This window comes from Actinomadura darangshiensis, from assembly GCF_004349235.1.
GTDB classification, from domain to species: domain Bacteria; phylum Actinomycetota; class Actinomycetes; order Streptosporangiales; family Streptosporangiaceae; genus Spirillospora; species Spirillospora darangshiensis.
In genome coordinates this window covers 1-21,501 of the sequence record NZ_SMKY01000152.1, presented here as the reverse complement: position 1 = coordinate 21,501, position 21,501 = coordinate 1, and the positions used below count along the sequence as shown (strand labels likewise).

Below are 21,501 nucleotides of genomic sequence, written 5' to 3'. Positions count from 1 at the left end.
CTTGACGCCGTGGGAGTCCCGCTTGATGTCGGCAGAGATGCGCGCGTAGGAGACGACCGGGACCAGCGAGCCGGACGAGGGCATTCCTACCTCCGTAGGTGTTCGTGCATGAAGTGAACCACTACAACCTCGTCTACAGAGAGGAGGAGCGGGAGATGAACCCGCTCTGCCTCGACCAGGGAGTGGGCCTCATCCCATGGAGCCCGCTGGCGCGCGGGCTGCTCGCGGGGAACAGGGAGCGCGGCGGGGAGCGCAAGACCGTCCGGTCCCGGAACGACGCCTTCGGCGACACCCTGTACGGGGAGTCCGACTTCGACGTCGTGGACGCCGTCCGCGAGGTCGCGGCAGAGCGAGGGGTACCGGCGGCCCAAGTGGCGCTCGCGTGGCTGCTCACCAAGCCGGCGATGACCGCACCCATCGTGGGAGCGACGAAACTCACTCACGTGGACGACGCGATCGCCGCCGAGGCCCTTGAGCTGGACGAGAAGGAGGTCGAGCGGCTGGAGGCCCCGTACCGGCCGCACGTGGTCCTCGACTACTCCTGACCGGCGACCGGCGGAACCCGCCCCCGGGCCGGAACGGTCCGGGGGCGTTCTACGTCTATCGGGGGTGGTGATTTGCGATACCGCGGGCGATCGGGGCAGTCTGGGGACGAGAACGCCCACGCATGGCGGAGCGCCACGTGGGGACATGGGTGACAACGTTCGGAGGCCGCGTTATGCGCCGCGCGCCTCCGGGCTTCCGGGAGCTGAGGAGCCCCGGGACGACGGCGCTGAAGGAGCCCGACGATGACCGAGAACGACGGCACGCAGGGTCCGCAGCGGCCGTTGCCGGAGGACGAGGGGCAGCCCAGGCCGCCGGAGGGCCAGGAGCCCCCCGCCCGGCCGCTGGGCGACCGCACCGTGGTGTTCGGGGCTCCGCAGCTCGGAGGCCAGGCCCCGGTTCCGCCGGAGCCGCCGCGCGAGGAGGAGCGGCCCGCGCCGCCTCCGCCGCCGCCCACGATGGTCGAGCAGCCGATGCCGCAGTTCGGCGAGCAGCAGCCTCCCGCGCCGCCGCAGCAGCCCTACGGCGCCCCGCAGGACCCGCAGCAGTACGGGCCGCCTCCGCAGCAGCCCCCGGGGCAGATGCCCTACGGCACGCCTCCCGGACCGGGCGGCTACCCGCCCCCGCAGGAGCAGCAGCAGTACGGCCCGCCCGGCGAGCAGTACGGCCAGCCCGCCGAGCAGTACGGGCCGCCTCCGCAGCAGCCCTACGGGCAGCAGGCGCCGCCGCAGCAGTCCGGGTACCCGCAGCAGCCGATGCACGGCGCGCCCCAGGAGGAGCAGCCGCAGCAGCCGCAGTACGGGCAGCCCCCGTTCGGCGGGCAGCCGGGCGGCGGGTTCCAGCCGCCCGAGCCCGGCGCGACCGGCGAGCGGCCGCTGCCGCAGTCCGAGCCGCAGGAGTCCGAGACCGACCGGACGATGATCGTCCCGGGCCCGGCCGCCGAGCCCGAGCAGCCGCAGCAGCGGCCCGCGATCGACGACCAGGCGACGCTGCACTGGTCGCCCGGGACCGACATCCCGGTCGCCACCGGCCCCGAGCGCCGGCCGGAGGCGCCGGCCGAGCCGTGGCAGGCGCCGACCCCGCCGTCCACGCCGGAGCCGTGGTCGGCCGAGTCGTCCCAGCCCGGCGGCGTCCCGCAGGGCCAGCCCGGCCAGGGCCAGGTCGACAACGAGCGGACCATGATGGTCCCGCCGCCCGAGGCGGGCTACGGCTCCGGCCCGCAGCCGTCCGCCCCCTCGGTGGACGACCTGTACCGTCCGCCCGGCGAGGGCGGTGCTGAGGCGGCGCGCCCGACCGAGGCGTTCGACCCGTCCGGCGGTTCCCAGGGAGCGCCCGGCGGCGAGTCGTCCGGCATGGCCGAGCACACCCGGCTCGACATCGGCCAGCAGCAGTGGGGCCAGCAGCAGCCGCAGCAGCAGTACGGCCAGCAGCAGGGCTACGGCCAGCAGTTCGGCGGCGACCAGCAGCAACAGCAGTACGGCCAGCAGCCCTACGGCCAGCAGGCACCCCAGGACTTCGGCCAGCAGGCTCCGCAGGAGTACGGCCAGCAGGAGTACGGGCAGCAGGGCTTCGGCCAGCAGCAAGGCCAGCAGGGTCAGCAGCAGGGCCAGCAGTACGGCGGCCAGCAGGGCCAGTACGGGGAGCCCGGCCAGCAGTACGGCCAGCAGCCGGGTCAGCAGCAGTACGGCCAGCAGGCGCAGTACGGCGGCCAGCAGCCCGGCTACGGGGCCGAAGAGGGCAAGGGCGGCAACAAGAACATGCTCATGATGATCGGCGGCGCCGTCCTGGCGGTCGTGGTCATCGTGATCCTCGTGGTCGCCTTCGTCCTTTAAAGGCTGCTCCACATCTTCCCCAACGGCGGGGATGTGGGACACAATGCCGACGGGTCTCCCGCTCGGAGCCGACGCTCCGGTGCGGGAACATCCGTCGGCCTTCTGTCGTTGAGGGCTACGGGAACAAGGCTCCCTACCGCCTCGCGGGCTTGCGCCGGAAGGGGCGCGCACTGTAGTGCGCTCCCGCTTTGCACTTTGGCTCTTGGGTCGGTAACCTCTTCACTTGTGCCCGCTACGTGCGGGCCGCTATGCGTGCGCGTTGGCAAGGCTGTCTGGCCGGCCCCAGCGCCGCATCGAATGAGGCTCTCCCATTCTCGGTGGGTTCGGCGGTTTCAGGCCGTCGGCGCGCGTCGGATGGTAGGGGCTCGACTCCCCGGCTTGATTCGGCCCTATATGGGCCGGGCGGTCTGTGTCGGTTTCGCGCGGCTGAACGGCCGCGAGCTTGCGACACGCCCGACCGCGTGGGTCGGAGAGGTCGGGAAACCGGCAGGTCACAGCCTCGCCTGAGGTGGTGATTGCAGCATTAAGACTTACCGGCTCGGTACGAGGAAGACGGAGACGCGGTGCCCACGATCCAGCAGCTGGTCCGAAAGGGCCGCCAGGACAAGGTGACCAAGAACAAGACGCCCGCGCTCAAGGGCAGCCCCCAGCGCCGGGGCGTCTGCACGCGCGTCTACACGACGACGCCCAAGAAGCCGAACTCCGCGCTTCGCAAGGTCGCCCGGGTCCGGCTGACCAGCGGGATCGAGGTCACGGCCTACATCCCCGGCGTCGGTCACAACCTGCAGGAGCACTCGATCGTGCTCGTGCGCGGCGGACGCGTGAAGGACCTCCCGGGTGTTCGGTACAAGATCATCCGCGGGTCCCTCGACACCCAGGGCGTCCGGAACCGCAAGCAAGGGCGCAGCCACTACGGCGCCAAGAAGGAGAAGAGCTGATGCCGCGCAAGGGCCCCGCTGGCAAGCGCCAGTTGATCGCTGACCCGGTGTACAACTCGCCGCTGGTCACCGCGCTCATCAACAAGATTCTCCTGGACGGCAAGCGCTCCATCGCGCAGAACATCGTGTACGACGCCCTCGAGGGCGCCCGCGAGAAGACCGGCAACGACCCGGTCGTCACGCTGAAGCGCGCGCTCGACAACGTCAAGCCGACCCTGGAGGTCCGCAGCCGCCGTGTCGGTGGCGCGACCTACCAGGTCCCGGTGGAGGTGCGGCCGGCCCGCAGCACCACCCTCGCCCTGCGGTGGCTGGTGGTGTACGCCCGGCAGCGCCGCGAGAAGACCATGACCGAGCGACTCATGAACGAGTTGCTCGACGCCAGCAACGGCCTCGGCGCGTCGGTGAAGAAGCGCGAGGACACGCACAAGATGGCGGAGTCCAACAAGGCCTTCGCCCACTACCGCTGGTAACCCCGGCGGGAACTGCAACGACGAGAGACGACGCGAGGACGAAAGTGGCTACCAAAACCGGTGTAGACCTGGCCAAGGTCCGCAACATCGGGATCATGGCCCATATCGACGCTGGCAAGACCACGACGACCGAGCGGATCCTGTACTACACGGGCATCAGCTACAAGATCGGCGAGGTCCACGACGGCGCCGCCACCATGGACTGGATGGAGCAGGAGCAGGAGCGGGGGATCACCATCACCTCCGCCGCCACCACCTGCGAATGGCCCGTCGACGAGGTCAAGCACACGATCAACATCATCGACACCCCGGGGCACGTCGACTTCACCATCGAGGTGGAGCGCAACCTGCGGGTGCTCGACGGGGCCGTCGCGGTGTTCGACGGTGTCGCCGGCGTGGAGCCCCAGTCCGAGACGGTGTGGCGCCAGGCCGACCGGTACGGCGTGCCCCGCATGTGCTTCGTCAACAAGCTCGACCGGGTCGGCGCGGAGTTCCACCGCTGCGTCGACATGATCGAGAACCGCCTCAACGCGACGCCGCTGGTGCTGCAGCTGCCGATCGGCGCCGAGGCGGACTTCAAGGGCGTCGTCGACCTCGTGAACATGAAGGCCCTCGTCTGGAACGAGGAGGCCAAGCTCGGCGAGATGTACGACACGGTCGACATCCCCGAGTCGCACGCCGAGACCGCGCGCGAGTGGCACGACAAGCTGGTCGAGACCCTCGCCGAGAACGACGACGAGATCATGGAGCTCTACCTGGAGGGCGACGAGCCCACCGTCGAGCAGCTCCACGACGGCATCCGGCGCGCGACGATCGCCGCGAACCTCACCCCGGTGACGTGCGGCACCGCCTTCAAGAACAAGGGCGTGCAGCCGCTGCTGGACGCGATCGTCCGCTACCTGCCCTCCCCGCTGGACGTCGAGGCCATCGAGGGCCACGCCGTCCGCGACGAGGAGAAGGTGCTGACCCGCCGGCCGAGCGAGGACGAGCCGTTCTCCGCGCTGGCGTTCAAGATCGCGAGCGACCCGCACCTCGGCAAGCTCACCTTCATCCGGGTGTACTCCGGCGTGCTGGAGACCGGCACGAACGTGATGAACTCCGTCAAGGAGCGCAAGGAGCGCGTCGGCAAGATCTACCGGATGCACTCCAACAAGCGCACCGAGATCGAGCGCGTGGGCGCCGGCGACATCGTCGCGGTGATGGGCCTCAAGCAGACCACCACCGGCGAGACGCTGTGCGACGAGAAGAACCCGATCGTGCTGGAGTCGATGAACTTCCCGGCGCCGGTCATCAGCGTCGCGATCGAGCCGAAGACCAAGGCCGACCAGCAGAAGCTGGGCACCGCGATCCAGCGGCTGGCCGAGGAGGACCCGTCCTTCCAGGTCCGGTCGGACGAGGACACGGGCCAGACCATCATCTCGGGCATGGGCGAGCTCCACCTGGAGATCCTCGTCGACCGGATGAAGCGCGAGTTCAAGGTCGAGGCGAACGTCGGCAAGCCGCAGGTCGCCTACCGCGAGACCATCAGCAAGAAGGTCGAGAAGGTCGAGTACACCCACAAGAAGCAGACGGGCGGCTCCGGCCAGTTCGGCCGCGTGATCATCGACCTGGAGCCGCTGGGCGGCGGCTCCGACGGCTACGAGTTCGAGAACAAGGTCACCGGCGGCCGCATCCCGCGGGAGTACATCCCGTCGGTGGACGCGGGCTGCCAGGAGGCCGCCGAGTTCGGCGTCCTCGCCAGCTACCCGATGGTGGGCGTGAAGGTCACCCTGCGGGACGGCGCCTACCACGAGGTCGACTCCTCGGAGATGGCGTTCAAGGTCGCCGGCTCCATGGCGTTCAAGGAGGCCGCCCGCAGGGCGTCCCCCACGCTGCTGGAGCCGATGATGGCCGTCGAGGTCACCACGCCCGAGGACAACATGGGCGATGTGATCGGCGACCTCAACAGCCGCCGCGGTCAGGTCCAGTCCATGGACGAGCGGCACGGCATGCGCGTCATCAAGGCGCTCGTGCCCCTGTCCGAGATGTTCGGCTACGTGGGTGATCTGCGCAGCAAGACCCAGGGCCGGGCTGTCTTCACCATGCAGTTCGACTCCTACGCCGAGGTTCCCACGAACGTGGCGCAGGAGATCATCGCCAAGGCGCGGGGCGAGTAGCACCCGGGCCTGCCCACAGATCACCAAGACGTAAATCGAAGCGGTCGTCCAGACGGCCGAGGATCGCAACAAGGAGCAACCAGTGGCGAAGGCCAAGTTCGAGCGGACGAAGCCGCACGTGAACATCGGCACCATTGGACACATCGACCACGGTAAGACCACCCTTACCGCGGCGATCACCAAGGTGCTCCACGACAAGTACCCGGACCTCAACCCCTTCACGCCGTTCGAGGACATCGACAAGGCGCCGGAGGAGCGCGAGCGCGGTATCACCATCTCGATCGCGCACGTCGAGTACCAGACCGAGGCCCGGCACTACGCGCACGTGGACTGCCCGGGGCACGCGGACTACATCAAGAACATGATCACCGGTGCGGCGCAGATGGACGGCGCCATCCTGGTGGTCGCCGCCACCGACGGCCCGATGCCGCAGACCAAGGAGCACGTGCTCCTGGCCCGCCAGGTCGGCGTCCCCTACATCGTCGTCGCCCTGAACAAGTGCGACATGGTGGACGACGAGGAGATCCTGGAGCTCGTCGAGCTCGAGGTCCGCGAGCTGCTGTCGGAGTACGAGTTCCCGGGCGACGACGTCCCGGTCGTCCGCGTCTCCGCCTTCCAGGCGCTGCAGGGCGACGAGAAGTGGGCCGAGTCGATCGTCGAGCTCATGGCCGCCGTCGACGAGAACGTGCCGGAGCCGGTGCGCGACACCGAGAAGCCGTTCCTGATGCCGATCGAGGACGTCTTCTCGATCACCGGCCGCGGCACGGTCGTGACCGGCCGCATCGAGCGCGGTGTCGTGAACGTCAACGAGACCGTCGACATCATCGGCATCAAGCCGGAGTCCACCTCGACCACCGTCACCGGTGTCGAGATGTTCCGCAAGCTGCTCGACCAGGGCCAGGCGGGCGACAACGTCGGCCTGCTCCTGCGCGGCATCAAGCGCGAGGACGTCGAGCGCGGCCAGTGCGTCATCAAGCCGGGCACGAACACCCCGCACACCGAGTTCGAGGCGCAGGTCTACATCCTGTCCAAGGACGAGGGCGGCCGCCACACGCCGTTCTTCAACAACTACCGTCCGCAGTTCTACTTCCGGACCACGGACGTCACCGGCGTGGTGTACCTCCCCGAGGGCACCGAGATGGTCATGCCGGGCGACAACACCGAGATGCGCGTCGAGCTGATCCAGCCCGTCGCCATGGAGGAGGGCCTCAAGTTCGCCATCCGCGAGGGTGGCCGGACGGTCGGCGCCGGTCGCGTCACCAAGGTCATCAAGTAACACTCTCGTAGCGCGGCGGCCCGGCCGCCCACACCCGGCTTTGGTCGGGGGCCTGGGGGTCGTCCCCCAGACCGGTACGGCAACCGGGCCGCCGCGCCACGACTCCGAGGTAACAGCGGCACTACAGCAAAGGACACCGAGGCCACCATGGCGGGACAGAAGATCCGCATCCGGCTCAAGGCCTACGACCACGAGGTCATCGACACCTCCGCGAAGAAGATCGTTGAGACGGTGACGCGGACGGGCGCCAAGGTCGCGGGCCCGGTGCCGCTGCCGACCGAGAAGAACGTGTACTGCGTCATCCGCTCGCCGCACAAGTACAAGGACAGCCGCGAGCACTTCGAGATGCGCACGCACAAGCGGTTGATCGACATCATCGACCCGACGCCCAAGACGGTCGACTCGCTGATGCGGCTCGACCTTCCGGCCGGCGTTGACATCGAGATCAAGCTCTAAGGGACGCACCGAGAATGAGTACGCAGAGGAAGGGCGTCCTGGGCGAGAAGCTCGGCATGACCCAGGTCTTCGACGATGAGGGCCGGATCGTTCCGGTGACCGTCGTCCAGGCCGGGCCGTGTGTCGTCACCCAGCTCCGCAGCCAGGAGAAGGACGGCTACACCGCCGTCCAGCTCGGCTTCGGGCAGATCGACCCGCGCAAGGTGAACAAGCCGCGCGCGGGTCACTTCGAGAAGGCCGGCGTCACGCCGCGCCGCTACCTCGTCGAACTGCGGGCCGACGACACCACCGAGTACGAACTCGGCCAGGAGATCACCGCCAGCGTCTTCGAGGCCGGCCAGAAGATCGACGTGACCGGCACGAGCAAGGGCAAGGGCACCGCGGGTGTCATGAAGCGCCACGGGTTCAAGGGCCTGAGCGCTTCGCACGGCACCCAGCGCAAGCACCGCTCGCCGGGTTCGATCGGCGGCTGCGCGACCCCCGGTCGCGTCTTCAAGGGCCTGCGCATGGCGGGGCGGCACGGCAACGCCCGCACCACCGTGCAGAACCTGACCCTCCACGCCGTCGACGCGGAGAAGGGCCTGCTGCTCATCAAGGGCGCGGTCCCCGGTCCCAACGGCGCCGTGGTGCTGGTCCGCGACGCAGTGAAGGGGACGGGCAAGTGACTTCGAAGCTCGACATCGACCTGCCCGCGGAGGTCTTCGACGCGAAGACCAGCGTGCCGCTGATCCACCAGGTCGTGGTGGCGCAGCTGGCCGCCGCGCGCCAGGGCACGCACTCGACCAAGACCCGCGGCGACGTCCGCGGCGGCGGCAAGAAGCCGTACCGGCAGAAGGGGACCGGCCGCGCCCGCCAGGGCTCGACCCGTGCGCCCCAGTTCGCCGGCGGCGGCGTCGTGCACGGCCCGCAGCAGCGGGACTACGCGCAGAAGACGCCCAAGAAGATGAAGGCGGCCGCGCTGCGCGGCGCCCTGTCCGACCGCGCCCGGTTCGACCGGGTGCACGTGGTCGACGGCCTCATCGAGGGCGACACCCCGAAGACGAAGACGGCGCTGACCGCGCTGCGCACGGTCACCGAGGCCAAGCGCGTCCTCCTGGTCCTGGACCGCGAGGACGACCTGACCTGGAAGAGCCTGCGCAACGAGCCGAGCGTGCACGTGATCGTCTCCGACCAGCTCAACACCTACGACGTGCTGGTGAACGACGACGTCGTCTTCACGAAGACGGCGTACGACGAGTTCATCTCGCGCGCGGCGAAGAAGTAAGGAGGGTCGCACCCATGAACAAGATCGCCGACCCCCGCGACGTCATCATCGCGCCGGTCGTCTCGGAGAAGAGCTACGGGCTGCTGGACGAGAACAAGTACACGTTCGTGGTCCGCCCGGACGCCAACAAGACGCAGATCAAGCAGGCCGTCGAGGCCGTGTTTGACGTCAAGGTGACGAGCGTGAACACGCTCAACCGGCAGGGCAAGCGCAAGCGCACACGGTTCGGCTACGGCAAGCGCAAGGACACCAAGCGCGCCATCGTCAGCCTGGCCGAGGGCGAGCGGATCGACATCTTCGGCGGCCCGGCCTGACGGCCGAGTCCCGAAGCAGACAAGGGATGAACGAATAAGATGGGCATCCGTAATTACAAGCCGACGACTCCCGGTCGTCGCGGCTCCAGCGTGGCCGACTTCGTCGAGGTCACGCGCCGCGAGCCGGAGAAGTCGCTGCTGCGTCCGCTCCCCAAGAAGGGCGGCCGCAACAACCACGGCCGCATCACGACCCGGCACCAGGGCGGCGGGCACAAGCGCGCCTACCGCGTGATCGACTTCCGCCGGCACGACAAGGACGGCGTGCCGGCCAAGGTCGCGCACATCGAGTACGACCCGAACCGCACCGCGCGGATCGCGCTGCTGCACTACGTGGACGGCGAGAAGCGCTACATTCTCGCCCCCCGCGGGCTCAAGCAGGGCGACCGGGTGGAGAACGGCGCGGGCGCGGACATCAAGCCCGGCAACTGCATGCCGCTGCGCAACATCCCGACCGGTACGGTCGTGCACGCCATCGAGCTGCGCCCCGGCGGCGGCGCCAAGATCGCCCGCAGCGCGGGCGCCGGCGTCCAGCTGCTGGCCAAGGAGGGCAAGTACGCCACGCTGCGCATGCCGTCCGGCGAGATGCGGATGGTGGACGTGCGCTGCCGCGCGACGGTCGGCGAGGTCGGCAACGCCGAGCAGTCGAACATCAACTGGGGCAAGGCGGGCCGCATGCGGTGGAAGGGCAAGCGCCCGACCGTCCGCGGTGTCGCCATGAACCCGATCGACCACCCGCACGGTGGTGGTGAGGGCAAGACCTCCGGTGGCCGGCACCCGGTGAACCCGGCCGGTAAGAAGGAAGGCCGCACTCGCCAGGCGAACAAGTCGAGCGACCGGCTGATCGTCCGTCGTCGCAGCAAGAAGAAGCGGTAGGAGTCGCTCGTCATGCCACGTAGCCTTAAGAAGGGCCCGTTCGTGGACGACCACCTCATGAAGAAGGTGGACGTCCAGAACGAGAAGGGCACCAAGAACGTCATCAAGACGTGGTCGCGGCGCTCCATGATCGTGCCGGACATGATCGGTCACACGATCGCCGTGCACGACGGCCGCAAGCACGTCCCGGTGTTCGTCACCGACTCGATGGTGGGGCACAAGCTCGGTGAGTTCGCGCCGACGCGCACGTTCCGCAGCCACGTGAAGGAAGACCGCCGCAGCCGTCGCGGCTGAGCAGGCAGTAGTTCGTACGGAGAGAGGGAACAGCGATGGAAGCCAGGGCCCAGGCGCGGTTCATCCGCGTCACGCCCAGGAAGGCCCGCCGCGTGGTGGACCTCATCCGCGGCCTGCCTGCCGCGGAGGCTCAGGCGGTGCTGCGGTTCGCCCCCCAGGCCGCGAGTGAGCCGGTGGGCAAGGTGCTGGCGAGTGCCATCGCCAACGCCGAGCACAACTTCAAGCTCGATTCGGACACGCTCGTCGTAAGCCGTGCGTGGGTGGACGAGGGGCCGACGCTCAAGCGTTTCCGTCCCCGCGCCCAGGGCCGGGCTTACCGCATCAACAAGCGCACGAGCCACATCACCGTGGTCGTGGAGTCGCGTGAAGAAGCCTCCAGTGGGGCCTCCGGCGGCGGTAAGAAGACGAGGAGGGCCCGGTAGTGGGTCAGAAGATCAACCCGCACGGGTTCCGGCTCGGCATCACCACCGACCACAAGTCCGTGTGGTTCGCCGACAAGCTCTACAAGGACTACGTCAAGGAAGACGTCCAGATCCGGCGCATGCTGCAGAAGGGCATGGACCGGGCGGGCATCTCCAAGGTGGAGATCGAGCGCACCCGGGACCGTGTCGAGGTCAACATCCACACCGCCCGGCCGGGCATCGTCATCGGCCGCCGCGGCGCGGAGGCCGAGCGCCTGCGCGGCGACCTGGAGAAGCTGACCGGCAAGCAGGTCCGGCTGAACATCCTCGAGGTCAAGAACCCCGAGATCGACGCGCAGCTCGTCGCGCAGGGCGTGGCCGAGCAGCTGTCCAGCCGGGTCGCGTTCCGCCGCGCCATGCGCAAGGCGATCCAGTCCGCGATGAAGTCCGGTGCCAAGGGCATCAAGGTCCAGTGCGGCGGCCGCCTCGGCGGCGCCGAGATGTCGCGGTCGGAGTTCTACCGCGAGGGCCAGGTCCCGCTGCACACGCTGCGCGCCGACATCGACTACGGCTTCTACGAGGCCCGGACGACGTTCGGCCGCATCGGCGTGAAGGTGTGGATCTACAAGGGCGAGGCCGCGGCGACCCGCGCCGAGCGCGAGCAGCGGGCCGCGCAGCAGCGCGCCTCCGGTGGCGGCGGCGGTGGCCGTGAGCGCCGCGGTGGCGGTGGCGGCGGCGGCGAGCGCCGCGGCGGTGGCCGCGGTGGCCGTGGCGGACGCGGCGGCGCCGGTGGCGGCGAGCGCGGTGGCCGCGGTGGCGCCGGCGGTGCCGGTGGCGCCGGCGGTGCCGGTGGCGGCGAGCAGAAGCAGCAGCAGGGTTCCGAGCAGCCGGCGCAGGCCGCCGAGGCTGCTCCGCAGGGTGAGGGGAGCTGAGTAACCGATGCTGATCCCTCGCAAGGTCAAGCACCGCAAGCAGCACCACCCGAAGCGCCGCGGCATGGCCAAGGGCGGCACGAGGGTGACGTTCGGCGAGTACGGCATCCAGGCCGTCGAGGCCGCGTACGTGACGAACCGGCAGATCGAGGCCGCGCGTATCGCGATGACGCGCCACATCAAGCGCGGCGGCAAGGTCTGGATCAACATCTTCCCGGACCGTCCGCTGACCAAGAAGCCCGCCGAGACCCGCATGGGTTCCGGCAAGGGCTCCGTGGAGTGGTGGGTGGCCAACGTCAAGCCGGGCCGCGTGCTGTTCGAGATCTCCTACCCGAACGAGCAGATCGCCCGTGAGGCGCTGACCCGCGCGATCCACAAGTTGCCAATGAAGTGCAAGATCGTTAAGCGAGAGGTGGGTGAGTCCTGATGGCCAAGGGTCTTGCCGCCGACGACCTGCGGACCGAGCCCGAGGACGTCCTGGTCACCAAGCTCAAGGAGGCCAAGGAGGAGCTGTTCAACCTCCGCTTCCAGGCCGCGACCGGCCAGCTTGAGAGCCATGGGCGGCTGCGCACCGTGAAGCGCGAGATCGCTCGCATCTACACCGTGATGCGGGAGCGCGAGCTCGGCATCGTCACGGTCGCCGAGGACGCCGCGGAGGGCAACGAATGACCGAGCAGCAGACCGAGAAGCGGGCCAGCCGGAAGGTGCTTGAGGGCCTCGTGGTCAGCGACAAGATGGACAAGACCGTGGTCGTGTCCGTCGAGGACCACGTGACCCACCGCAGGTACCACAAGGTGATCCGCCGCACGAAGAACTACAAGGCGCACGACGAGGCCAACGAGTGTGGCGTCGGCGACCGCGTCCGTCTCATGGAGACCCGCCCGCTGTCGGCCACCAAGCGGTGGCGCGTGGTGGAGATCCTTGAGAAGGCCAAGTAATTACTGGTTCCACCAGGCTGATCGCCGAGGCCGCGTGCCGGAGCGATCAGAACCGGTGTGACGAACAGGAGTTGACGTGATCCAGCAGGAGTCGCGACTCAAGGTCGCCGACAACACGGGTGCGAAGGAGATCCTTTGCATCCGGGTTCTCGGCGGCTCGGGTCGGCGCTACGCGGGAGTCGGCGACATCATCGTCGCGACGGTGAAGGACGCCCTTCCCGGCGCGGGCGTGAAGAAGGGTGACGTCGTCAAGGCGGTCGTCGTGCGCACCCGCAAGGAGCGCCGGCGCCCGGACGGCTCCTACATCCGCTTCGACGAGAACGCCGCCGTCCTCATCCGGGACGGCGGAGACCCCCGCGGCACCCGCATCTTCGGGCCGGTCGGCCGCGAACTGCGCGAGAAGAAGTTCATGCGCATCATCTCGCTGGCGCCGGAGGTGCTCTGATGAAGATCCGCAAGGGCGACGAGGTGATCGTCCTCGCCGGCAAGGACAAGGGCGCGACGGGCACGGTGCTGCGCACCGACCCCCGCCGCGACCGGGTCGTGGTCGAGGGCGTCAACATGATCACCAAGAACATCAAGGCCGACGCGCAGCGGGCCGGCAAGGAGAGCGGCCGGGTGCAGGTCGAGGCCTCTCTCCACATCAGCAACGTCGCGCTGGTCGAGAAGGGCGAGCCCGTCCGGATCGGCTACGAGTTCGACGAGGACGGCAACAAGGTCCGCGTCACCCGCCCGTACAAGAACCGGGCCAAGGCCGCCGGCAGCAAGGGCGGGAAGGAGTCCGCTTCCGATGACTGAGACCGCTACCGAGCGTCCCGTCCCGCAGCCGCGGCTCAAGCTGCGCTACCGCGACGAGATCGCCGCCAAGATGCGCGAGCAGTTCGGCTACGCCAACGTCATGCAGATCCCCACGCTGACCAAGATCGTGGTCAACATGGGCGTCGGCGACGCGGCCAAGGACGCCAAGCTGATCGAGGGCGCCGTCCGCGACCTGTCGGTCATCACCGGCCAGAAGCCGGCGGTGAACCGGGCCCGCAAGTCCATCGCGCAGTTCAAGCTGCGCGAGGGCATGCCGATCGGCGCGCACACCACGCTGCGCGGCGACCGCATGTGGGAGTTCCTGGACCGGCTGCTCGCGACCGCGCTGCCCCGCATCCGCGACTTCCGCGGCCTGTCGGCCAAGCAGTTCGACGGCAACGGCAACTACACCTTCGGGCTGACCGAGCAGGTCATGTTCCACGAGGTGAACCCGGACAGGATCGACCGGACGCGGGGCATGGACATCACGGTCGTGACGACCGCGAAGACCGACGACGAGGGCCGGGCGCTGCTCAAGCTCCTGGGCTTCCCCTTCAAGGAGAACTGAGCAGATGGCGAAGAAGTCGCTGATCGCCAAGGCGGCGCGGAAGCCGAAGTTCGGCGTGCGCGCGTACACTCGGTGCTCGCGCTGCGGGCGCCCGCGCTCCGTCTACCGGAAGTTCGGCCTGTGCCGCGTGTGCTTCCGGGAGATGGCCCACCGCGGCGAGCTGCCCGGCATCACGAAGTCCAGCTGGTGACCGCGTCCCCCGGATCCGTCCGGGGGACCGGACCACCGGCCTGTAATAACCACCGGGCGCCCGAGAGGGCGCCCACGACCGCGCCAAAGGTCCACGGGCCGCATCAACCCGAGGAAACCGTGGCGAGGGAGGGCCAGTAGGCCATGACGATGACCGACCCGATCGCAGACATGCTGACGCGTCTGCGCAACGCGAATTCGGCGTACCACGACCAGGTGGCGATGCCGTACTCGAAGATCAAGGCGCACATCGCCGAGATCCTCCAGCAGGAGGGCTACATCTCGGGCTGGACCGTGGAGGACGCCGAGGTCGGCAGGAAGCTCAACATCGAGCTGAAGTTCGGCCCGACCCGTGAGCGTTCGATCGCCGGCATCAAGCGCGTCTCGAAGCCGGGTCTGCGCGTGTACGCGAAGAAGGACAACCTGCCGAAGGTCCTGGGCGGGCTGGGCGTCGCGATCATCTCGACGTCCTCCGGCCTGATGACGGACCGCCAGGCGGGCAAGCGCGGCGTGGGCGGGGAAGTCCTCGCCTACGTCTGGTGAGGGGAGGGCTCTAACAATGTCTCGTATCGGACGTCTCCCCATCACCGTGCCCAGCGGTGTCGAGGTGAAGATCGACGGCCGCGAGGTCACCGTCAAGGGGCCGAAGGGCACGCTGTCGCACACGGTCGCCGAGCCCATCGAGGTCAGCCAGGAGGACGGCCAGCTCGTCGTCACCCGGCCGAACGACATCAACAAGGTGCGCGGGCTGCACGGGCTGACCCGGACGCTGATCAACAACATGGTCGTCGGGGTCACCGACGGCTACAAGAAGACCCTGGTCATCCAGGGCGTCGGCTACCGGGTGGTCGCCAAGGGCAAGAACGTCGAGTTCTCGCTCGGGTACAGTCACTCGATCCCGTTCGAAGCGCCGGAGGGCATCACCTTCACGGTGGAGCGGGCGACGCAGCTGAGCGTCGAGGGCATCGACAAGCAGCTCGTCGGTGAGATCGCCGCACGCATCCGCAAGCTGCGCAAGCCCGACCCGTACAAGGGCAAGGGTGTGCGCTACGAGGGCGAGCAGATCCGCCGCAAGGTCGGAAAGGCTGGGAAGTAGATCATGGCAGGCACCAAGACCCTGGCCGCCAAGGCCACGTCGGCGCGGGCCAAGTCCCGCAGGCGCCGGCACCTGCGGGTCCGGAAGAAGGTCGTGGGCAGCGCCGCGCGGCCTCGCCTGGTCGTGACCCGCTCCAGCAGGCACGTGTTCGTCCAGGTCATCGACGACGCCAAGGGCCACACGCTGGCCAGCGCGTCCACGATGGAGGCGGACCTGCGCGCCGACTCCGGCGACAAGACGGCCAAGTCCCGCAAGGTCGGCGAGCTCGTCGCCGAGCGGGCCAGGCAGGCCGGCGTCGCCGCGGTGGTGTTCGACCGCGGCGGCAACAAGTACCACGGCCGCATCGCCGCAGTCGCGGACGGTGCGCGCGAGGGGGGCCTGCAGCTGTGACGACCGTCCTCCAGCCCCCACCCATTACCTTTGATGGAAGGAACCACTGATGGCAGCGCAGAGGCGTGGCGGCGGTCAGGGTGGCGACCGTCGCGACCGCCGCGACGACCGCCGCGGTGGCGCCGACAAGGGCCAGTCGTACATCGAGAAGGTCGTGGCGATCAACCGTGTCGCCAAGGTCGTCAAGGGCGGGCGGCGCTTCAGCTTCACCGCCCTGGTGATCGTCGGTGACGGCAACGGCACCGTCGGCGTCGGCTACGGCAAGGCCAAGGAGGTGCCCGCGGCGATCGCCAAGGGCGTCGAGGAGGCCAAGAAGCACTTCTTCAAGGTGCCGCGGATCCAGGGCACCATCCCGCACCTGGTGCAGGCGCGGGACGCGGCGGGCGAGGTCCTGCTGCGTCCGGCCAGCCCCGGTACCGGCGTCATCGCCGGCGGCCCGGTGCGCGCGGTGCTGGAGTGCGCCGGCATCCACGACGTGCTCAGCAAGTCGCTCGGCAGCGACAACGCGATCAACATCGTGCACGCGACGATCGCGGGGCTGAAGGCGCTGAAGCGTCCGGAGGAGATCGCGGCCAAGCGCGGCCTGCCGATCGAGGACGTCGCGCCGGCGGCCATGCTGCGGGCCCGTGCCGCGGGCAGCGAGCCCAGGGCGGAGGCCCAGGCGTCATGAGCAACCTGAAGATCACGCAGACCAAGTCGGTGATCAGCGAGAAGCAGAACCAGCGTGACACGCTGCGCACCCTCGGCCTGAAGAAGATCGGGCAGAGCGTGGTCCGCGAGGACCGCCCCGAGGTGCTCGGCATGATCGCGACGGTGGCGCACCTGGTCGCCGTCGAGGAGGTCGACTGACATGGCGGACGCCACGGAGGGCACCCCCCTCAAGGTGCACGACCTGCGTCCTGCCCCCGGCGCCAACAAGGCCAAGACCCGCAAGGGCCGCGGCGAGGCGTCCAAGGGCAAGACCGCCGGCCGCGGCACCAAGGGCACCAAGGCCCGCAACACGGTCCCCGTCGGGTTCGAGGGCGGCCAGATGCCGCTCATCCGCCGGGTGCCGAAGCTGAAGGGCTTCAAGAACCCGAACCGGGTCGAGTTCCAGGTCGTGAACCTGGACAAGCTCGCCGCGCTCTACCCCGAGGGCGGCGAAGTCACCGCGGAGGACCTGGCGGCCAAGGGCGCGGTGCGCCGCGGCCGTCCGGTGAAGGTCCTCGGCACCGGCGACATCTCCGTCGCGGTCCAGGTGAAGGCGCACGCCTTCTCCGGGGCCGCCAAGGAGAAGATCGCCGCCGCCGGTGGCAGCACCGACGAGCTGTAAGAAGGAACTCCTTCGATGCCGGGGCCGTTCTCGCCGAGTGCCCGGGGCCGCAAGGCCGCCGGGACGGGCGGGACGGCCCCGGTGTCATCTGCTGTTAGAGTCACACGGGCGAAGGTGACACGCGTGAGATTCCACACTCCGGCTTCTCGGCGGGTATCCTCCGCCCGACCTCATGGACCTGGATTCGTAACCGGCCCCTCGCCGGCCATGACCCCGCCAGTCGCGCAGGAGGAATGGTGCTGACCGCGTTCGCTCGGGCTTTCCGTACGCCTGACCTGCGTAAAAAGATCTTTTTCACGTTGTTCATGATCGTGGTGTTCCGGATCGGTTCGATCCTGCCCACGCCCAACGTGAACGTAAAGGTGCTGAAGGACACCGCGGACGCGGCCAAGGAGAGCAACCAGCTCTACGGCCTCGTCGACCTGTTCAGCGGCGGTGCGCTGCTGAAGCTGTCGGTGTTCGCGCTGGGCATCATGCCGTACATCACGGCCAGCATCATCCTGCAGCTGCTGACGGTGGTGATCCCGCGGCTGGAGGCCCTCAAGAAGGAGGGCCAGGCCGGCACGACGAAGATCACCCAGTACACCCGCTATCTGACGGTGGGGCTGGCGATCCTGCAGGCGACCGGCATCGTCGCGATGGCGAGCACCGGGCAGCTGTTCCAGGGTGTGTCCGGCAGTGGTGACATCCTGTACAAGACGGGCATCTTCCCGATCATCGTGATGGTGATCTGCATGGTGGCGGGCACGACCGTCATCATGTGGCTGGGCGAGCTGGTCACCGACCGCGGCGTCGGCAACGGCATGTCCATCCTGATCTTCACCCAGGTGGTGGCGGTCTTCCCGGCCCAGTTCTGGAGCATCTACAAGGCCAAGAACGGGTTCGTCTTCGCGGTCGTGATCCTCGTCGGCCTGGCGATCATGGCGGGCGTCGTGTTCGTCGAGCAGGCGCAGCGGCGCATCCCCGTCCAGTACGCGAAGCGGATGGTGGGCCGGCGCATGTACGGCGGGACGTCCACCTACATCCCGCTGAAGGTGAACCAGGCCGGCATCATCCCGATCATCTTCGCGTCCTCGCTGCTCTACTTGCCGGTGCTGGCGACCCAGCTGTGGCCCAACACCAAGTGGCTGCAGAAGGTCCAGCCGTACCTCCAGCAGGACAACGCCTGGCACATGGGGATCTTCTTCGTCTTCATCATCTTCTTCACGTACTTCTACGTCGCGATCACCTTCAACCCCACTGAAGTCGCCGACAACATGAAGAAGTATGGTGGATTCATCCCAGGTATCCGTCCTGGTCGGCCGACCGCCGAATACCTCGACTTCGTGCTGACCCGGATCACCACACCCGGTGCGCTGTACCTGGGGCTCGTGTCCCTGATCCCGATGGTGGCCTTCGCACTCCTGAACGCCTCCAACGACTTCCCGTTCGGCGGCACGAGCATCCTCATCGTCGTCGGCGTCGGACTGGATACCGTGAAGCAGATCGAGAGTCAGCTCCAGCAGCGCAACTACGAGGGCTTCCTCCGGTAGTGCGTATCGTCCTGGTGGGCCCCCCGGGAGCGGGCAAGGGGACGCAGGCCCAGTTCATCGCATCTCATCTGTCGGTCCCGAAGATATCGACAGGTGACATCTTCCGCGCGAACGTCAGCGGCGGGACCGAGCTCGGGCGGGCGGCCAAGCAGTACATGGACCGCGGCGACCTCGTCCCCGACGAAGTGACGATCGCGATGGTGCGCGACCGGATCGGCGAGGACGACTCCCGCGACGGGTTCCTGCTGGACGGGTTCCCGCGCAACGTCCCGCAGGCGGAGACGCTGAAGAAGTTCCTCGCCGAGTGGGACACCCGGCTCGACCTCGTGCTGGAGCTCGTCGTCGACGAGGACGAGGTCGTCCGGCGGCTGTCGGGCCGGCGCACCTGCGACAAGTGCGGGCGGATCTGGCACGTCGACTTCGACGACAAGCAGGACGACGTCTGCGACGACTGCGGCGGCCGCCTGTTCCAGCGCGACGACGACAAGGAAGAGGTCGTCATGCACCGGCTGGAGGTCTACAAGCACGACACGGCCCCGCTGGTGCAGTTCTACGCCGACGAGAACATCCTCGTCGGCATCGACGCGACCGGCCCGGTCGAAGAGGTCACCAAGCGCGCCCTGACCGCGCTCCGCCCGTTGGAGAAGTGACCGGGCCCGCTGGAGAGGCGAGGGCCGGCGCGGGGAACCGTCCCGCGCCGCCCGGCGTTCCCCGCGGATCCGGTGCAGGGGGAGAGATGTTCAGACGGCGCAGGCCCGCGATCCAGATGAAGACCGCGGAGCAGATCGAGCTGATGCGTGCGGCGGGGCTGCTCGTCGGCCGGACGCTGGAGCTGCTGCGCGAGGCGGTCAAGCCGGGGATCACCACCCTGGACCTCGACGCGCTCGCCGAGCGGCACATCCGCGACAACGGCGGCGTCCCGTCCTTCAAGGGCTACCACGGCTTCACCGGGACGATCTGCGCGTCCGTCAACGAGGAGATCGTGCACGGCATCCCGCGCGCCGGGAAGGTGCTGCGGGACGGCGACGTCATCTCCATCGACTGCGGCGCGATCGTGGAGGGCTGGCACGGCGACGCGGCCGTCACCGTCCCGGTCGGGGAGATCACCGAGGCGGAGCAGCGGCTGCTGGAGGTCACCGAGGCGTCCCTGTGGCACGGCCTCGCGGCCGGGAAGGCCGGGGCCCATCTCACGGACATGTCGCACGCGGTCGAGGCTTACATCCGCTCTCAGGGCCGCTACGGCATCGTCGAGGGCTACGGCGGCCACGGCATCGGCACCGAGATGCACATGGACCCGCTGATCCCGAACCACGGCGCGCCCGGGCACGGGCCCGTCCTGGAGGTCGGGATGTGCTTCGCGGTCGAGCCGATGGTGAACCTCGGCACCAAGGAGACCCTCGAACTGGACGACGGCTGGACGGTCGTGACCGCCGACGGGCGCTCCTCGGCGCACTTCGAGCACACGTTCGCGGTCACCGCGGACGGCCCCCGCGTCCTGACGGCCCTGGACGAGGGCCGGGGACGGTTCCCGAAGGCGGGATCGGCACCCCAGAATGGGAGTGACAGCTCGTCCTGAGAAAGCGGAGGAACGATGGCGCCGAACCCTGACGTCCGGGCGTCGGACGCCGACCGCGACCGGGTGGCCGTGAGCCTGCGTGAGCACTGCGCCGAGGGCCGGATCACCATGGACGAGCTGCAGGAGCGGCTTGATGCGGTGTACGGGGCGAAGACCCTGGGGCAGCTCCAGGAGGTCACCTCCGACCTGCCCGAGGAGGACCTGTACCAGCTGCCCGTCCCGGCGTCCCAGGCCAAGAGCACGGCGTCGCCGGCGAGGCCCGACCTGGCCGCCCTCGCGCCGCAGCGGATGCGGGCGATGTGGGGCGCGTGGGCGACGGTCAGCGCGATCAACGTCACGGTCTGGCTGATCATCCTGATCACGTCGGGCGCGGTCTACCCGTGGTGGATCTGGGTGGCGGGCCCGTGGGGCGCGATCCTGCTGATGCGGACGATCTTCGGCGACCGGCACGGCGACTGACCGGCCCGGGTGCTGACCGGCCCGGCTACTCCACGTCCATCAGCGGGCGGTAGTTGCCGGTCGGGGCGAAGTGGGTGGTGGCGGTGCCGTCCTCGCCGACGAGGTGGAGGGCGAACCCGGCGGGCTCCCCGGTGACGGCGGCGCGGCCCTGCTTGGTGAGGTCGAGGAACAACTGCCGGTAGGTGCTCGGGCAGGTGGTGCTGACCGTCCTCGCCAGCGACCCGACCGACGCCCGGTGGACGTGCCCGGAGATGATCCGCACGACCTGCGGATGCCGCGAGATCACCTCGGCGAACCCGGCCGGGTCGACGAACCGCAGGTCGTCGATGAACCGCATCCCGATGGGGTACGGCGGATGGTGGGTGGCGATGATCGTCGGCGTGCCGGGCGCCGCGCCGAGCACCGCGTCCAGCCAGGCCAGCCGCTGCTCGCTCAGGTGCCCGTGGGAGTGGCCGTCGACCGTGGTGTCGCAGCAGACGAGCCGGACCCCGGCCACGTCGACGGCGTACTGGACGGGCGCCTGCGGCCCGGTCCCGGTCGCCGCGACCGCCGGGTGGTCGGCGAACACCTTGCGCATCTCGTCGCGGTCGTCGTGGTTGCCGCACATCGGGTAGACGGCCATCGGCAGCGGCGACAGCAGCGCGTGCAGCCGGGCGTACTCGGCGGGCCTGCCGCCGTCGGCGAGGTCACCGGTGAGGACGACGGCGTCGGGGCGCGCGGGCAGCGACAGCAGGCTCGACACGGCGGCCCGCAGCGCGCGGACCGGCCCCGAGCCGTCGTCCACCTCGCCGTCGCGTCCGGCCGCCAGGTGGATGTCGCTCAGCTGCGCGATGATCGCCATCGATCCCCTCCCCCTCGCCCAAGCACATCACGGACCCCGTCTCGGGGCACCCC

Annotated in this window: 32 protein-coding genes; 31 read left to right on the top strand and 1 reads right to left on the bottom strand. The window is 69.1% G+C overall.

From position 1 onward, the window contains the following. Positions 1-104 precede the first annotated feature (104 nt). The 31 genes from E1293_RS28025 (at position 105) to E1293_RS27875 (ending at position 20,607) form a co-directional block, all read left to right on the top strand. Positions 105-545 carry an aldo/keto reductase gene (locus E1293_RS28025; protein ID WP_341770214.1) on the top strand — a complete coding sequence of 147 codons (441 nt, stop codon included), beginning with the start codon at positions 105-107 and terminating at the stop codon, positions 543-545. 243 nt (positions 546-788) lie between these two features. After that, complete coding sequence (locus E1293_RS28020) at positions 789-2,375, top strand: hypothetical protein (protein WP_132200480.1); 1,587 nt, start codon at positions 789-791, stop codon at positions 2,373-2,375. 563 nt (positions 2,376-2,938) lie between these two features. Beyond that, positions 2,939-3,313 carry a 30S ribosomal protein S12 gene (gene rpsL, locus E1293_RS28015; protein ID WP_021597495.1) on the top strand — a complete coding sequence of 125 codons (375 nt, stop codon included), beginning with the start codon at positions 2,939-2,941 and terminating at the stop codon, positions 3,311-3,313. Next, on the top strand, positions 3,313-3,783 hold the full coding sequence (gene rpsG, locus E1293_RS28010) for a 30S ribosomal protein S7 (RefSeq protein WP_131963176.1): 471 nt from the start codon (positions 3,313-3,315) through the stop codon (positions 3,781-3,783). The genes rpsL and rpsG overlap by 1 nt, the downstream gene beginning before the upstream one ends. Positions 3,784-3,827: 44 nt before the next feature. Next, positions 3,828-5,939 (top strand): elongation factor G, encoded by a 2,112-nt coding sequence (gene fusA, locus E1293_RS28005; protein WP_132200479.1) that lies wholly within the window; start codon positions 3,828-3,830, stop codon positions 5,937-5,939. Between the two features lie 82 nt (positions 5,940-6,021). After that, positions 6,022-7,215: an elongation factor Tu gene (tuf, locus tag E1293_RS28000; RefSeq protein ID WP_132200478.1), complete on the top strand. Its 1,194-nt coding sequence runs from the start codon at positions 6,022-6,024 to the stop codon at positions 7,213-7,215. A 147-nt stretch (positions 7,216-7,362) separates the two neighbouring features. Beyond that, positions 7,363-7,671, top strand: a complete 309-nt coding sequence (gene rpsJ, locus E1293_RS27995; protein ID WP_018657599.1) for a 30S ribosomal protein S10 — start codon at positions 7,363-7,365, stop codon at positions 7,669-7,671. A gap of 14 nt (positions 7,672-7,685) precedes the next feature. Next, positions 7,686-8,336 carry a 50S ribosomal protein L3 gene (gene rplC / locus E1293_RS27990; protein WP_132200477.1) on the top strand — a complete coding sequence of 217 codons (651 nt, stop codon included), beginning with the start codon at positions 7,686-7,688 and terminating at the stop codon, positions 8,334-8,336. After that, a complete protein-coding gene (gene rplD, locus E1293_RS27985) occupies positions 8,333-8,935 on the top strand; it encodes a 50S ribosomal protein L4 (RefSeq protein WP_132200476.1) in 603 nt (200 codons plus the stop codon). The genes rplC and rplD overlap by 4 nt, the downstream gene beginning before the upstream one ends. Positions 8,936-8,949: 14 nt before the next feature. Next, positions 8,950-9,249 carry a 50S ribosomal protein L23 gene (gene rplW, locus E1293_RS27980; RefSeq protein ID WP_132200475.1) on the top strand — a complete coding sequence of 100 codons (300 nt, stop codon included), beginning with the start codon at positions 8,950-8,952 and terminating at the stop codon, positions 9,247-9,249. A 39-nt stretch (positions 9,250-9,288) separates the two neighbouring features. Continuing rightward, a complete protein-coding gene (gene rplB / locus E1293_RS27975) occupies positions 9,289-10,122 on the top strand; it encodes a 50S ribosomal protein L2 (protein ID WP_132200474.1) in 834 nt (277 codons plus the stop codon). 12 nt (positions 10,123-10,134) lie between these two features. Further along, a complete protein-coding gene (gene rpsS, locus E1293_RS27970; protein WP_132200473.1) occupies positions 10,135-10,416 on the top strand; it encodes a 30S ribosomal protein S19 in 282 nt (93 codons plus the stop codon). Positions 10,417-10,451: 35 nt separating this feature from the next. Next, positions 10,452-10,838 (top strand): 50S ribosomal protein L22, encoded by a 387-nt coding sequence (rplV, locus tag E1293_RS27965; protein ID WP_132200472.1) that lies wholly within the window; start codon positions 10,452-10,454, stop codon positions 10,836-10,838. Then, positions 10,838-11,749 carry a 30S ribosomal protein S3 gene (gene rpsC, locus E1293_RS27960; protein WP_132200471.1) on the top strand — a complete coding sequence of 304 codons (912 nt, stop codon included), beginning with the start codon at positions 10,838-10,840 and terminating at the stop codon, positions 11,747-11,749. The genes rplV and rpsC overlap by 1 nt, the downstream gene beginning before the upstream one ends. Before the next feature lie 7 nt (positions 11,750-11,756). Beyond that, entirely contained in the window at positions 11,757-12,176 is a 420-nt protein-coding gene (rplP, locus tag E1293_RS27955; protein WP_021596731.1) for a 50S ribosomal protein L16, read from the top strand. Beyond that, the gene (gene rpmC / locus E1293_RS27950) at positions 12,176-12,418 is read left to right on the top strand and encodes a 50S ribosomal protein L29 (protein WP_067629403.1); all 243 of its coding nucleotides are present in this window, start codon (positions 12,176-12,178) and stop codon (positions 12,416-12,418) included. Before rplP ends, rpmC begins: the two co-directional genes overlap by 1 nt. Then, positions 12,415-12,687 carry a 30S ribosomal protein S17 gene (gene rpsQ, locus E1293_RS27945; RefSeq protein ID WP_132200470.1) on the top strand — a complete coding sequence of 91 codons (273 nt, stop codon included), beginning with the start codon at positions 12,415-12,417 and terminating at the stop codon, positions 12,685-12,687. The genes rpmC and rpsQ overlap by 4 nt, the downstream gene beginning before the upstream one ends. A gap of 76 nt (positions 12,688-12,763) precedes the next feature. Beyond that, a complete protein-coding gene (gene rplN, locus E1293_RS27940) occupies positions 12,764-13,132 on the top strand; it encodes a 50S ribosomal protein L14 (RefSeq protein ID WP_067629407.1) in 369 nt (122 codons plus the stop codon). After that, positions 13,132-13,485 carry a 50S ribosomal protein L24 gene (gene rplX, locus E1293_RS27935; RefSeq protein WP_132200469.1) on the top strand — a complete coding sequence of 118 codons (354 nt, stop codon included), beginning with the start codon at positions 13,132-13,134 and terminating at the stop codon, positions 13,483-13,485. Before rplN ends, rplX begins: the two co-directional genes overlap by 1 nt. Further along, complete coding sequence (rplE, locus tag E1293_RS27930) at positions 13,478-14,053, top strand: 50S ribosomal protein L5 (RefSeq protein WP_132200468.1); 576 nt, start codon at positions 13,478-13,480, stop codon at positions 14,051-14,053. The genes rplX and rplE overlap by 8 nt, the downstream gene beginning before the upstream one ends. A 4-nt stretch (positions 14,054-14,057) precedes the next feature. Next, on the top strand, positions 14,058-14,243 hold the full coding sequence (locus tag E1293_RS27925) for a type Z 30S ribosomal protein S14 (protein ID WP_018657585.1): 186 nt from the start codon (positions 14,058-14,060) through the stop codon (positions 14,241-14,243). A gap of 143 nt (positions 14,244-14,386) precedes the next feature. Continuing rightward, on the top strand, positions 14,387-14,785 hold the full coding sequence (rpsH, locus tag E1293_RS27920; RefSeq protein WP_132200467.1) for a 30S ribosomal protein S8: 399 nt from the start codon (positions 14,387-14,389) through the stop codon (positions 14,783-14,785). Between the two features lie 16 nt (positions 14,786-14,801). Then, positions 14,802-15,338, top strand: a complete 537-nt coding sequence (gene rplF, locus E1293_RS27915; protein WP_132200466.1) for a 50S ribosomal protein L6 — start codon at positions 14,802-14,804, stop codon at positions 15,336-15,338. A 3-nt stretch (positions 15,339-15,341) separates the two neighbouring features. Continuing rightward, complete coding sequence (gene rplR, locus E1293_RS27910) at positions 15,342-15,728, top strand: 50S ribosomal protein L18 (RefSeq protein WP_132200465.1); 387 nt, start codon at positions 15,342-15,344, stop codon at positions 15,726-15,728. A gap of 49 nt (positions 15,729-15,777) precedes the next feature. After that, the gene (gene rpsE / locus E1293_RS27905) at positions 15,778-16,398 is read left to right on the top strand and encodes a 30S ribosomal protein S5 (RefSeq protein WP_424923683.1); all 621 of its coding nucleotides are present in this window, start codon (positions 15,778-15,780) and stop codon (positions 16,396-16,398) included. Continuing rightward, the gene (rpmD, locus tag E1293_RS27900) at positions 16,395-16,577 is read left to right on the top strand and encodes a 50S ribosomal protein L30 (protein WP_132200463.1); all 183 of its coding nucleotides are present in this window, start codon (positions 16,395-16,397) and stop codon (positions 16,575-16,577) included. Before rpsE ends, rpmD begins: the two co-directional genes overlap by 4 nt. A 1-nt stretch (position 16,578) precedes the next feature. Beyond that, positions 16,579-17,040 carry a 50S ribosomal protein L15 gene (gene rplO / locus E1293_RS27895; RefSeq protein WP_132200462.1) on the top strand — a complete coding sequence of 154 codons (462 nt, stop codon included), beginning with the start codon at positions 16,579-16,581 and terminating at the stop codon, positions 17,038-17,040. 233 nt (positions 17,041-17,273) lie between these two features. After that, positions 17,274-18,572, top strand: coding sequence for a preprotein translocase subunit SecY (secY, locus tag E1293_RS27890; RefSeq protein ID WP_424923682.1), 1,299 nt, complete (start codon positions 17,274-17,276; stop codon positions 18,570-18,572). Next, positions 18,572-19,222, top strand: coding sequence for an adenylate kinase (locus E1293_RS27885; RefSeq protein WP_132200461.1), 651 nt, complete (start codon positions 18,572-18,574; stop codon positions 19,220-19,222). Before secY ends, E1293_RS27885 begins: the two co-directional genes overlap by 1 nt. 86 nt (positions 19,223-19,308) lie before the next feature. After that, positions 19,309-20,148, top strand: a complete 840-nt coding sequence (gene map / locus E1293_RS27880) for a type I methionyl aminopeptidase (RefSeq protein WP_132200460.1) — start codon at positions 19,309-19,311, stop codon at positions 20,146-20,148. A gap of 15 nt (positions 20,149-20,163) precedes the next feature. After that, positions 20,164-20,607, top strand: a complete 444-nt coding sequence (locus E1293_RS27875) for a DUF1707 SHOCT-like domain-containing protein (protein WP_132200459.1) — start codon at positions 20,164-20,166, stop codon at positions 20,605-20,607. Between the two features lie 25 nt (positions 20,608-20,632). Here the strand turns inward: E1293_RS27875 and E1293_RS27870 are convergent, their stop codons facing one another. Beyond that, complete coding sequence (locus E1293_RS27870) at positions 20,633-21,448, bottom strand: phosphodiesterase (RefSeq protein ID WP_132200458.1); 816 nt, start codon at positions 21,446-21,448, stop codon at positions 20,633-20,635. Positions 21,449-21,501: the final 53 nt, after the last annotated feature.

Bases quoted from the DNA above. Each gene is read 5' to 3' on its own strand.
- E1293_RS28020 (WP_132200480.1), top strand. From the start codon at position 789: ATGACCGAGAACGACGGCACGCAGGGTCCGCAGCGGCCGTTGCCGGAG.
- rpsG (WP_131963176.1), top strand. From the start codon at position 3,313: ATGCCGCGCAAGGGCCCCGCTGGCAAGCGCCAGTTGATCGCTGACCCG.
- rpsJ (WP_018657599.1), top strand. From the start codon at position 7,363: ATGGCGGGACAGAAGATCCGCATCCGGCTCAAGGCCTACGACCACGAG.
- rplC (WP_132200477.1), top strand. From the start codon at position 7,686: ATGAGTACGCAGAGGAAGGGCGTCCTGGGCGAGAAGCTCGGCATGACC.
- rplW (WP_132200475.1), top strand. From the start codon at position 8,950: ATGAACAAGATCGCCGACCCCCGCGACGTCATCATCGCGCCGGTCGTC.
- rplB (WP_132200474.1), top strand. From the start codon at position 9,289: ATGGGCATCCGTAATTACAAGCCGACGACTCCCGGTCGTCGCGGCTCC.
- rpsS (WP_132200473.1), top strand. From the start codon at position 10,135: ATGCCACGTAGCCTTAAGAAGGGCCCGTTCGTGGACGACCACCTCATG.
- rplV (WP_132200472.1), top strand. From the start codon at position 10,452: ATGGAAGCCAGGGCCCAGGCGCGGTTCATCCGCGTCACGCCCAGGAAG.
- rplP (WP_021596731.1), top strand. From the start codon at position 11,757: ATGCTGATCCCTCGCAAGGTCAAGCACCGCAAGCAGCACCACCCGAAG.
- rpmC (WP_067629403.1), top strand. From the start codon at position 12,176: ATGGCCAAGGGTCTTGCCGCCGACGACCTGCGGACCGAGCCCGAGGAC.
- rpsQ (WP_132200470.1), top strand. From the start codon at position 12,415: ATGACCGAGCAGCAGACCGAGAAGCGGGCCAGCCGGAAGGTGCTTGAG.
- rplX (WP_132200469.1), top strand. From the start codon at position 13,132: ATGAAGATCCGCAAGGGCGACGAGGTGATCGTCCTCGCCGGCAAGGAC.
- rplE (WP_132200468.1), top strand. From the start codon at position 13,478: ATGACTGAGACCGCTACCGAGCGTCCCGTCCCGCAGCCGCGGCTCAAG.
- E1293_RS27925 (WP_018657585.1), top strand. From the start codon at position 14,058: ATGGCGAAGAAGTCGCTGATCGCCAAGGCGGCGCGGAAGCCGAAGTTC.
- rpsH (WP_132200467.1), top strand. From the start codon at position 14,387: ATGACGATGACCGACCCGATCGCAGACATGCTGACGCGTCTGCGCAAC.
- rplF (WP_132200466.1), top strand. From the start codon at position 14,802: ATGTCTCGTATCGGACGTCTCCCCATCACCGTGCCCAGCGGTGTCGAG.
- rplR (WP_132200465.1), top strand. From the start codon at position 15,342: ATGGCAGGCACCAAGACCCTGGCCGCCAAGGCCACGTCGGCGCGGGCC.
- rpsE (WP_424923683.1), top strand. From the start codon at position 15,778: ATGGCAGCGCAGAGGCGTGGCGGCGGTCAGGGTGGCGACCGTCGCGAC.
- rpmD (WP_132200463.1), top strand. From the start codon at position 16,395: ATGAGCAACCTGAAGATCACGCAGACCAAGTCGGTGATCAGCGAGAAG.
- rplO (WP_132200462.1), top strand. From the start codon at position 16,579: ATGGCGGACGCCACGGAGGGCACCCCCCTCAAGGTGCACGACCTGCGT.
- secY (WP_424923682.1), top strand. From the start codon at position 17,274: ATGGTGCTGACCGCGTTCGCTCGGGCTTTCCGTACGCCTGACCTGCGT.
- map (WP_132200460.1), top strand. From the start codon at position 19,309: ATGTTCAGACGGCGCAGGCCCGCGATCCAGATGAAGACCGCGGAGCAG.
- E1293_RS27875 (WP_132200459.1), top strand. From the start codon at position 20,164: ATGGCGCCGAACCCTGACGTCCGGGCGTCGGACGCCGACCGCGACCGG.
- E1293_RS27870 (WP_132200458.1), bottom strand. From the start codon at position 21,448: ATGGCGATCATCGCGCAGCTGAGCGACATCCACCTGGCGGCCGGACGC.